This is a genomic window from Sulfuricaulis sp. (genome assembly GCF_041499725.1).
GTDB lineage: Bacteria > Pseudomonadota > Gammaproteobacteria > Acidiferrobacterales > Sulfurifustaceae > Sulfuricaulis.
The window spans coordinates 24,672-34,270 of the sequence record NZ_JBGQKW010000021.1 but is presented as its reverse complement, the minus strand read 5'-3'; the positions used below and the strand labels follow the sequence as shown (position 1 = coordinate 34,270).

Below are 9,599 nucleotides of genomic sequence, written 5' to 3'. Positions count from 1 at the left end.
TGGCGGGGTCTTTCGCTCAAATCTGCTTGCGCAGTAGTTTAAGTCTTAGGCAGGTTGAACGTTTGCCGCCGACGGACCCTTCGGGCCCTGGGTCAGTTCAAACTTTACCTGCTGGCCTTCGGTCAGGGACTTGAAGCCCGAACCCTGGATGGCGGAGTGATGCACGAAGACATCCTTGCTGCCGTCAGACGGGGTGATGAAGCCGAAACCTTTTGCGTCGTTGAACCACTTAACTGTACCTGTATTCACGGAAATTCCTCATTTGGTTGAATTGCGATGGTATGCAGTTCATTCCTTGAAAGCTAACGCGGGGCTGGCTACCGAAAAAGCGCGGAAGGGCTACCGTACTGACTACAAGAACTGTACTGCAACAGCACCACTATACATGAATATGGTCCTGCCGCCACAGCAATTTCGGATGACCCAAGGAGAATCGGCGCCGTGGTGCCAAGCGGCGCCACTGTTTACTTAACTGCCGTCGACTCCAGCTTCGCGGCTGTTGAATCTGATAAATATCAGAGAGTTAACTCGTGATCGGATCGGGGAAGGTTTTTGCCTCTTGGAATCGTTACTGCACGACGTCGACCGCGCCAAACGGCGCGGACGCGCTATTCCGTTATCAAACGGGTGCGCTGGAAAGGCTTTGTGGTTCGACAAGCCTGTCCTGAGCAAGCCGTTCGGTCTTCGACAAGCTCAGACCGAACGGTGCGTCGAAGCCTGTGGTGAACCAGTCGAACCGGGCTCACCACGAACGGATTTATTCAGAGGTTCCCTAGGCACTGATTTCCTCGTGCTGTTCCTCCACGTGCAGGATCGAGTTGAATCCTCCCGAGAAATTCGACGCCTGCTCGGGATTGGACGGATCTTCCTGCCACACGCCGTCGACGATGTAACGGTACTGATAAGTCCCCGGTGCGAGCATCAGGATTTTCTCCACGTCATCACCCGCCGTGCGGGTGATGACGCCGCGGTCCGGCGTCCAATCGTTGAAATCGCCGGCGATCTGCACGTCCCTGGCCGCGTAACCGAAAAGCCGCAGTGCCACTTTCTGCCGCGCGTCGCTCTTATTGATTCGCACCCTGGCTTCCTCGAAGGCGTGTTTCATGCCGGTGATGCGCGCCGCGTGTTCGTGCTCTGATTCCGTCTTCGGCCGTCCTGGCAGTTTCGACATGAGTTCATCGGCCAGACGCAGGTATTGCACGGCCGCCGTCGAGGTGGGGTCGTAGGCGATGATCGGCACACCCTGGCGCACGGCCTCTTTCAAGCGCACCGTGAACTGCACCATCACGGATGAAACATCGTCCGCAAAACGCTCGCCAACCTCGTGCAGGAATTGCCGGCACAGGCGCGTGCGGCTGTCGACCAGCGTCGGCACCACGCGAATCGGAATCTTGCGCCCGCGGCGCTCGCCCAGCAGCGCGATGGTTTCGTACATGTGGTCGATGCCGTTGAGACCGAACAGGCTCATCTCGATCGGAATCAGCACCAGATCGGCCACCATTAACGCATTCAGCGACAACAGGCCCATCGAAGGCGGGCAGTCGATGACCGCGTAATCGTAGCGGTGTCTGATCCCGGCCAGATGAATTTCGAGCTGGTGGTCGCGCGCGTCGCTGCGCACCGGCAGATGCTCCGCCGCCGCCAGCGTCATGGTCGCCGGCACCACGTCCACCCCGGCGAACACGTCCGGTATGATGATGTCCTCGAGCTTTACCTCGCCGGTAAAAACATCGTACAGGTCGCGCGCATTATCGCTGCAAACACCGAACCCCAGCGAGGCATGGCCCTGAGGATCGAGATCGAGCAGTAACACGCGCTGTTCCTTCTTTCCGAGACAGGCGGCAAGATTGATGGCGGTGGTGGTTTTCCCGCATCCGCCTTTCTGATTGGCAACGGCAATGATCTTCATGTGGCATGTACCTCCGGCTTTCGGTAAATAAAAAAGGGAGCGATGAATTGCTCCCCTGGTCTTGCACTCCGCTCCTGGCCCGGCAATCGCGGCCAGGGTATCGCGGAGTGCGATTCGATTTGATGCGATATTCGACATGACAACGGATCAACACGTTCGGGGGAAACAGAAACGGCTACGCCCGGAAAACCGGCGACGGAAATGACTACACGATGGAAAAGACGGGGAAGATATCGCCCCCGGTCGGGGCTTGACGGTGCGACGATGCCGGTTACGCGGCGGCGGATGAGGAAGCTCCGCGCCACACCGGACGCACTGATGAGATGCTGCTTTGCGAACCCATATAGGCCAATCCGTTGAACCTCCAGGGAAGCAATCTCAGGAAAGTTTATGGACTCGCGGCGAAATGTCAAGAAATAACGGCGCGATCTGCGCGTGGGAAGGCCTCGTACCATCAACGCCTCATGAGTGCGTCAGAAATTCATCAGCGTGATGCGGGTTTTCCGTAAGCGCCTCATGCCTGCCGGTCAGGCAGGAGCGAGGTTCAAGTAACCGCGGGCGTTACGACTTCGGAACCTGGCCGGTGGTCAACTCGCGCCGGACATCCTGCAGTTTTGCCTTGATCCTGGCCGCGTTCTCACTGCCCATGCGGATCAATATCTTCTGGCCCGCCGACAGATCCTCCAAGTTGGGATCCGCAAACTGATACAGGACATTCGGCCGGACCAGTTTGATCCGTCCGGGGACATCCGGCGCCGCCAGCAGATCGTCAATCGCCTCCACCAGGCGGTCGTTGAAATATCCCTTGGGGTATCCCAGGTTTTGATATTCCTGCTGAAACAGCGGATAAAAGTGGACATACACCGCGACAAGTTTCCTGGGATCGACGGCCCCTGCCAGCCAGATATATGGCGTGTAGCGCCGATAATTGTCGGGACTGGTCAGAAAGTTCTCCCCTTCGCCGGTAGCGAGAAATTTCCCCAACACCGGCTTGAATAGCCGATATCGCATCGGCACTTTGCTGCGCGGCAAATTGTCCACCGTCACCACGAACCGACGGACGATTTCCTTCAGTTCAAAAAACTCTTCGGCCGACTTCTGGGTAACGAGTCCGGTCAGCTCGTCCTGCATCGCCGCGTCGCTCTCACCCAACGGCGGCAGGGGTTTTCCGGTGGAGGGAGCCGCTTGAACCGGATGGCGTATCGTCGGCTCGGCCTTGGCTTCGGGCGCCGGCGGCGCTTCGGTGTACGACGCTGGCACCGGTGGTGGTGGCGTCTCGTGCATCTGCCAATAATAATAGGCGGCGGCGATGCCGCCCAATATCACGAGCACCACCACTGACCACATTGTATTTTTCATGAGCAGCTATCCGTCGCCGAAGGGTTTGACCTGGCATCCTGGCCGCGTCCATATTACGACGCCGTCGATGATAACCCAAGAGCCCCGAAATAGGCTTGGCCTGAAGATTTTTTGAGCCGTTTGTCCAATTTGTTCGGGGACGAAGAACGGGATCATTAATCCCTGCTGACCGATTGAAACGGACCAGGACAAGTGCGCATAATTCGCTCATCATCAGCCCAATCACTGGATGGCACCATTGCAGTTAACCCTGGATCTGGTCTCCGCTCAAGCCACCGCAGAGGAAGAGGCGGTGGAGTCACTGGAGAATCGCGTGTGCGCCGCGGTCAATGCCTGCTTTCGCCGCGCCGAGATTCATTTCCAGCGTCGCTTCGAACGCGCCCAGCTCGCCTTCAACCTGCGCGGGATGGCGGCCGCCGTCGCCTACCCGGCCCGAAATGCGATTCGCATCAACCGCCGCTTGCTGGATCAGAACGCCGAGGACTTTCTGCTCAACACCATCCCGCATGAGGTGAGTCATCTCATCGCCTATCGCGTGCACGGCCAAGGCATTGCGCCGCACGGCGCGGAGTGGGCCGCGATCATGCGCGAAGTCTATGGGCTCAAACCGCTGCGTTGTCATAATTACGATGTGTGCTCGGGCCTGACGGCGGCGTATTGGTATCGCTGCGGCTGTGACGCAGGGCATACGTTCACCACGCGTCGTCACAACAACGCCCGGCGCGGACGACTCTACCTCTGCCGCCGCTGCCGTCAACCGCTCCGCTTCTCGCATCGCGAAGCACCCGTCGACTGAGGCCGGCCCGGGACGGAACGCTCATCCCAGGCCCGGAAACAACTGTATCAGTCCACCGGCGATGAATTCGACCGCGACCGCGGCCAGGATCAGCCCCATGACTCGCGTCGCGACGCTGATGCCATAGCGTCCGAGCCGGCTGGCAATGGGTTCCGCCAGGGACAGGACGGCCCAGACACTGCCCGCCACCAGCAAGGCCGCGAACAGCAGAAACACGATATCCCAACCGGTGCTGGCCTGGTGCGCGTACACAATCGTGGTGCTGATGGCACCGGGACCGGCCAGCATGGGGATCGCCAGCGGCACGACGGCGCTGCTGTCCTTGTCCTCCGCCTCGATGCGCTCCTCGGGCGTGTGCCGGGTTTCGCCCGGATACCCGCGCAGCATGGCCATCGCCATCATCATGATCAATATGCCGCCGCCGACACGGAACGACGGCAAGCCGATGCCGAAGAAGCGCAACAGCGGTTCGCCCAGGAACATGCCGACGACCAGGACGATGGCCACGGCGGTGGCCGTGATGCGCGCCGTGTTCCTGCGCGCGGCCAGTGTCTGATCGCGGGTGAGCGTGATGAACACAGGCAACGCGCCGACCGGGTTCGTGATCACCAGCAATGCCGTGAGTATATGTATGTAATCGGTCCAGTTTTTCACGATCGGACGCGACCGGTTCAGGAGATCGTCTGATAATACAGATTCTGAGGGTGATTGGCCTGCGCGAAAAAGAACCAGCGTTCCGCCAACAGGCCCAGATACTGAACGACAAACGCGGAGGTAATCAGTGTCGCGCTGCGATCGATCATCCCCGCGAACAGCAATACGAGTGGCACTGGAAATACCAGCACCAGGAATATCCATTTCACCGAGCGGAACAGCCACGGTGCCGCGCCGTGAAAAAAGTCGCGCGTATTGAACGATCCGCCCATGAAACCCTGGGACTTCTGGACGATCCGGGCGTGGCGCACGCCGATGGCCGTCTGGATCGTCGACTTGTGCTTGAGACGGCGGTTGCGGATCAGCGAGACAACGCGCGTCGCCAGAACCGCCAGCGTGGCGACAACGGTCCAACCCCCGTAGAAGTACATCAGCGCCGGCGCCCGGTACACCGCGTACGCGGTCGCCAGCAGGAAACCCGAGGCCAATCCGAACAGCGTGTAATTGACGACCGTCAGCCACGTCGCCCACTCCTGCAGAAACTTGATGCACGCGTAAATCATGCCGGTGCACAGAAACAGCAGAAACGCCAGCGCCGCGCCCCCGGCGCCGACGACGAGCGAAAGATCGCCGTGGGCCGATGTCTTGATGCCGATGATATTTAGGTCCCATTCGTAATAATGAACCAGGCCGTAGGCCGCCACGGCGCCCATCAGCGCCGGCAACACGATCACCTCGCGCGACAGCCACGAGGTGCGCCAGCGGGCCGCCGAGCGCCAGGCACGCTCCGGGTGACCCAGATGAAAGAAGGATGCGACCAGCCCGGCGACCAGGAACGCCAACGCGATAACACTGCCTAGCGTGTAGAAGCTGGCAGGCTGCGGCGGCAACAACTTGACCATCGAATAGACCTGCTCGGTGTAAAGCGCCAGAAAGAAGCCCTGGCCGGTGCCAATCAATGTCGTCAGAAAGATAACCGAGAACGCGGGGTGCATGTCTGATTTCCCGTGGCGCTACCAGCTCGTGACATCGTCGAGCGACGGCTCGCTGATGGCCGGCTTGGGCAACACGCCCTCCTTCTTGAGCGGATTATCGGCGCGCACGAGTTCGTCGGCGTGGATCTTGATGCGCATCTTGCGGCGTGGCAGATAATGGTTGGCCGGCTTGGTGCCCCACTCCGGCATGAGCGCGTAACCGCCGTTTTCGCTGATCGCTATCGACACCGCCGAGTCCGGATCGTGCACGTCGCCGAACAGGCGCGCACTGGTTGGGCACGCCAGCACGCAGGCTGGCTTGCGTTCCGACTCGGGTACCGACATGTCGTAGATGCGATCCACGCACAAGGTGCATTTCTTCATGACCTTCTGGTGCTCGTCGATCTCGCGCACGCCGTAGGGGCAGGCCCACGCGCAGTACTTGCAGCCTATGCACTTGTCGTAATCGACCAGCACGATGCCGTCCTCGGGGCGCTTGTAGCTCGCGCCGGTGGGACACACCGGCACGCACGGCGGATCTTCGCAGTGCAGGCACGACTTCGGGAAATGCACGGTCTCGGTATTCGGAAACTCGCCCACCTCGAAGGTCTGCACCCGATTGAAGAAGGTGCCGGTCGGATCTTTCCCGTACGGACGGTCGTCGGACAGATAGCCGGCCTCGCCCGAGGTGTTCCATTCCTTGCAGCTCGTGACGCAGGCATGACAACCCACGCACACGTTGAGATCAATCACCAGGGCGAGCTGGGTCATAAAGGTAGCCCTACTCCGCTTCGCTCCGTTCGTCCTGTCATAAGAGGTAGCCCTACTCCGCTTCGCTGCGTTCGTCTTTTCATAGGACTAGGTTCCCATGATCTTGCCGGCCACGTAGGCCAGCCAGTTTTTACGACGCGGCTCCTCGCCAGGCACCGGCGAGAGCGTCGCGAACTGCGGCCAGGTCACTTTTTCTTCCGCCGGGTCGGCCTTGGTGAGGCGCACGCGCACATCGTACCAGCCGGCCTGCCCGGTGACCGGATCGGAATTCGACAGATGCTCGCCCTCCGGCAGCGGTGGCAGTTCATCGGAGATCAGGTGATTGAGCAAAAAGCCCTGGCGCGCTTCATTCGCATTCGGTTCGAGATTCCATGCGCCGGGTTGTTTACCGATGGCGTTCCAGGTCCAGACGGTGCCGGGCTCGGTCGCTTCGCTGTAACGGCACATGCCGCGCACCTTGCCCCAGGGTGACTCCACCCAGACCCAGTCACCGTCCGCGATCCCCTGAGCAGCAGCGGTTTTCGGATTCACGAATAAATAATTGTGTGTGTGTATCTGGCGCAGCCAGGCGTTCTGCGAATCCCACGAGTGGTACATCGCCATCGGCCGTTGGGTCACCGCATTGAGCGGATATTTCTGCTTGTCGGTCAGCTGGGACTCGAGCGGTTCATAGTAGAACGGCAGCGGATCGAAGTAGGTCTCGATGCGCTTGCGCAGGTGCGGCGGCGGCTGCTTGCCCTGAGTCTTGCCCTGCGCAGCGAGACGGAACTGCTGCAGGATGTCGGAGTAGACATGGATCAGGATGGGTTCGGCATAACGGGTCAGACGGTGACGCTGCGCCCACTCGAGGTAACCCTTGTTCCAGTTGCGCATGTACTGATAGGACTTAGGCAGCTCGTAGCGGAACACGCAGTTGTTCTTTTCGTACATCTGCCATTGGTTCGAGTTCGGTTCGCCTTTCATGAACTTCTCCCCGCCCTTGCCGCGCCAGCCGGCGAGGAATCCTATGCCCGAGCCCGGCTCGATCTCGTAATTGATGATGAAGTCCGGGTAGTCGCGGAACTTGCGCGCGCCGTTGGTGGTGACAAACGCCGGCAGTTTGAGGCGCGTTCCGAGTTCGATCAGCACTTCCTGGAACGGCTTGCACTCGCCCTTGGGCGGCACCACCGGGATGCGCACGGAATCCATCGGGCCTTCGAACTCGGAGATCGGCCGGTCGAGCATGCTCATGACATCGTGGCGTTCCAGATAGGTGGTATCCGGCAGCACCAGATCGGCGTACGCCACCATTTCCGACTGGAACGCATCGCACACGACGATGAACGGGATTTTGAACTCGCCGTTCTCATCCTTGTCGTTCAGCATCTTGCGCACCTCGACCGTATTCATGGTCGAGTTCCAGGCCATGTTGGCCATGAAGATGAGCAGCGTGTCGAGCTTGTACGGGTCGCCGCGCCAGGCGTTGGTGATGACGTTGTGCATCAGGCCGTGCACCGACAGCGGATACTCCCAGGAAAACGCCTTGTCGATGCGCACCGGCGTGCCGTCCTTGTCGACGAACAGGTCGTCAGGATCGGCCGGCCAGCCGAGCGCCATGCCGTCCAGCGGTTTTCCGGCGCGCACGCCTTCCGGGCCTTTCGGCGTCTTGGCGCAGGGCGGGATCGGGCGCGGGAACGGCGCCTTGTGCCGGAACCCGCCCGGCCGATCGATGGTGCCGAGGATGCTCATCAATATCGACAGTGCGCGTATCGTATGAAAACCGTTGGAGTGCGCGGCCAGCCCGCGCATGGCGTGGAACGCCACCGGGTTGCCGGTGACCACTTCATGATCCTTGCCCCAGATGTCGGTCCAGGCGATCGGCAGTTCGATCTTCTGGTCGCGCGCCGTCACGCCCATCTCATTGGCCAGGCGCTTGATGGTTTCCGCCGGAATGCCGGTGATGGCGCTGGCCCACTCGGGCGTGTAGTCCTTGACGCGATCCACCAGCAACTGGAACGACGGCTTGACCGGGGTGCCATCCGGCAGCGCAAACTCGCCGCGCAGAAACGGATCGGCGCCGGCGGTATGCGTAACCACGGCCTTGTTGGCATGGCGGTCCCACCACAGCTTGTTCTGCGGATCGAAGCAGCCTTCTTCCACCGGCACCTCGGCGCGCACGAACATGCCGTACTCGCTCGACTTCTTGTCCATGTTCACCAGTTGCGCGGAGTTGGTGTATTGCACCAGGAAGTCGCGGTCGTACAGGCCCTGCTTGATGAGCACGTGGATGAGCGCCAGAAACAGTGCGCCGTCGGTGCCGGGCTTGATCGGCACCCATTCGTCGGCGATCGCCGAGTAGCCGGTGCGCACCGGATTAACGGAGATGAACTTGCCGCCGTTGCGCTTGAACTTGGAGATGGCCATCTTGAGCGGATTGGAGTGATGATCCTCGGCGGTGCCGATCATCACGAACAGCTTGGCGCGCTCGAGATCCGGCCCGCCGAACTCCCAGAACGACCCGCCTATGGTGTAGATCATGCCCGCGGCCATGTTGACCGAGCAGAAGCCGCCGTGGGCCGCGTAGTTGGGCGTGCCGAACTGCTTGGCGAACAGGCCGGTGAGCGCTTGCATCTGGTCACGGCCGGTGAACAGCGCGAACTTCTTGGGGTCGGTGGCGCGGATTTTCGCCAGGCGCTCTTCCAGTATCGCAAACGCCTCGTCCCAGGAGATCGCCTCGAATTCGTTGGCGCCACGCTCACTGCCTTGTTTGCGCCGAAGGGGCTTGGTCAGGCGCGCGGGCGAGTGCTGCTTCATGATGCCCGAGGCGCCCTTGGCGCAGATCACTCCTTTATTGATGGGATGATCGGGATTGCCCTCGATGTAACGCATCTCACCGTCCTTGAGGGTCACGCGGATGCCGCAGCGGCAGGCGCACATGTAGCAAGTAGTGTTCTTGATCTCGCTACGGCCAGAGGAGGCTTGGATCATGAGAGATGGGCCAATCCAGAAAGATGGTCAGACACAAGGGAACGGACATCAACTACGATACTAAGCTTGGACACTATTCGCAATTAACAATATTCAATGCGGCGACAAAAAATACTAGTGCGACTACCGTGGAATTCCACCGGGAGTAGCGTGTCATAGCAATCCCGGT

Annotated in this window: 8 protein-coding genes; 1 reads left to right on the top strand and 7 read right to left on the bottom strand. The window is 60.3% G+C overall.

The features are described from left to right. Positions 1-45: 45 nt before the first annotated feature. The 3 genes from ACC569_RS05705 to ACC569_RS05695 all read right to left on the bottom strand — a co-directional run bounded on the left by ACC569_RS05705 (position 46) and on the right by ACC569_RS05695 (position 3,268). Positions 46-249: a cold-shock protein gene (locus ACC569_RS05705; RefSeq protein WP_372522531.1), complete on the bottom strand. Its 204-nt coding sequence runs from the start codon at positions 247-249 to the stop codon at positions 46-48. Between the two features lie 523 nt (positions 250-772). Continuing rightward, positions 773-1,909, bottom strand: coding sequence for an AAA family ATPase (locus ACC569_RS05700; RefSeq protein WP_372522530.1), 1,137 nt, complete (start codon positions 1,907-1,909; stop codon positions 773-775). 561 nt (positions 1,910-2,470) lie between these two features. Further along, a complete protein-coding gene (locus tag ACC569_RS05695) occupies positions 2,471-3,268 on the bottom strand; it encodes a DUF3014 domain-containing protein (RefSeq protein ID WP_372522529.1) in 798 nt (265 codons plus the stop codon). A gap of 238 nt (positions 3,269-3,506) precedes the next feature. Here ACC569_RS05695 and ACC569_RS05690 point away from each other — a divergent pair, with 238 nt between their 5' ends. Next, positions 3,507-4,064 (top strand): SprT-like domain-containing protein, encoded by a 558-nt coding sequence (locus ACC569_RS05690; protein ID WP_372522528.1) that lies wholly within the window; start codon positions 3,507-3,509, stop codon positions 4,062-4,064. Between the two features lie 21 nt (positions 4,065-4,085). Here ACC569_RS05690 and ACC569_RS05685 read toward each other — a convergent pair whose 3' ends face one another. The 4 genes from ACC569_RS05685 to ACC569_RS05670 form a co-directional block, all read right to left on the bottom strand. Continuing rightward, positions 4,086-4,718, bottom strand: a complete 633-nt coding sequence (locus tag ACC569_RS05685) for a MarC family protein (protein ID WP_372522527.1) — start codon at positions 4,716-4,718, stop codon at positions 4,086-4,088. 17 nt (positions 4,719-4,735) lie between these two features. Further along, entirely contained in the window at positions 4,736-5,713 is a 978-nt protein-coding gene (locus ACC569_RS05680; RefSeq protein ID WP_372522526.1) for a dimethyl sulfoxide reductase anchor subunit family protein, read from the bottom strand. 18 nt (positions 5,714-5,731) lie between these two features. Continuing rightward, the gene (locus ACC569_RS05675; protein ID WP_372522525.1) at positions 5,732-6,463 is read right to left on the bottom strand and encodes a 4Fe-4S dicluster domain-containing protein; all 732 of its coding nucleotides are present in this window, start codon (positions 6,461-6,463) and stop codon (positions 5,732-5,734) included. Positions 6,464-6,550: 87 nt separating this feature from the next. Continuing rightward, a complete protein-coding gene (locus ACC569_RS05670) occupies positions 6,551-9,430 on the bottom strand; it encodes a molybdopterin oxidoreductase family protein (RefSeq protein ID WP_372522524.1) in 2,880 nt (959 codons plus the stop codon). Positions 9,431-9,599: the final 169 nt, after the last annotated feature.

Bases quoted from the DNA above. Each gene is read 5' to 3' on its own strand.
- ACC569_RS05700 (WP_372522530.1), bottom strand. From the start codon at position 1,909: ATGAAGATCATTGCCGTTGCCAATCAGAAAGGCGGATGCGGGAAAACC.
- ACC569_RS05695 (WP_372522529.1), bottom strand. From the start codon at position 3,268: ATGAAAAATACAATGTGGTCAGTGGTGGTGCTCGTGATATTGGGCGGC.
- ACC569_RS05680 (WP_372522526.1), bottom strand. From the start codon at position 5,713: ATGCACCCCGCGTTCTCGGTTATCTTTCTGACGACATTGATTGGCACC.
- ACC569_RS05675 (WP_372522525.1), bottom strand. From the start codon at position 6,463: ATGACCCAGCTCGCCCTGGTGATTGATCTCAACGTGTGCGTGGGTTGT.
- ACC569_RS05670 (WP_372522524.1), bottom strand. From the start codon at position 9,430: ATGATCCAAGCCTCCTCTGGCCGTAGCGAGATCAAGAACACTACTTGC.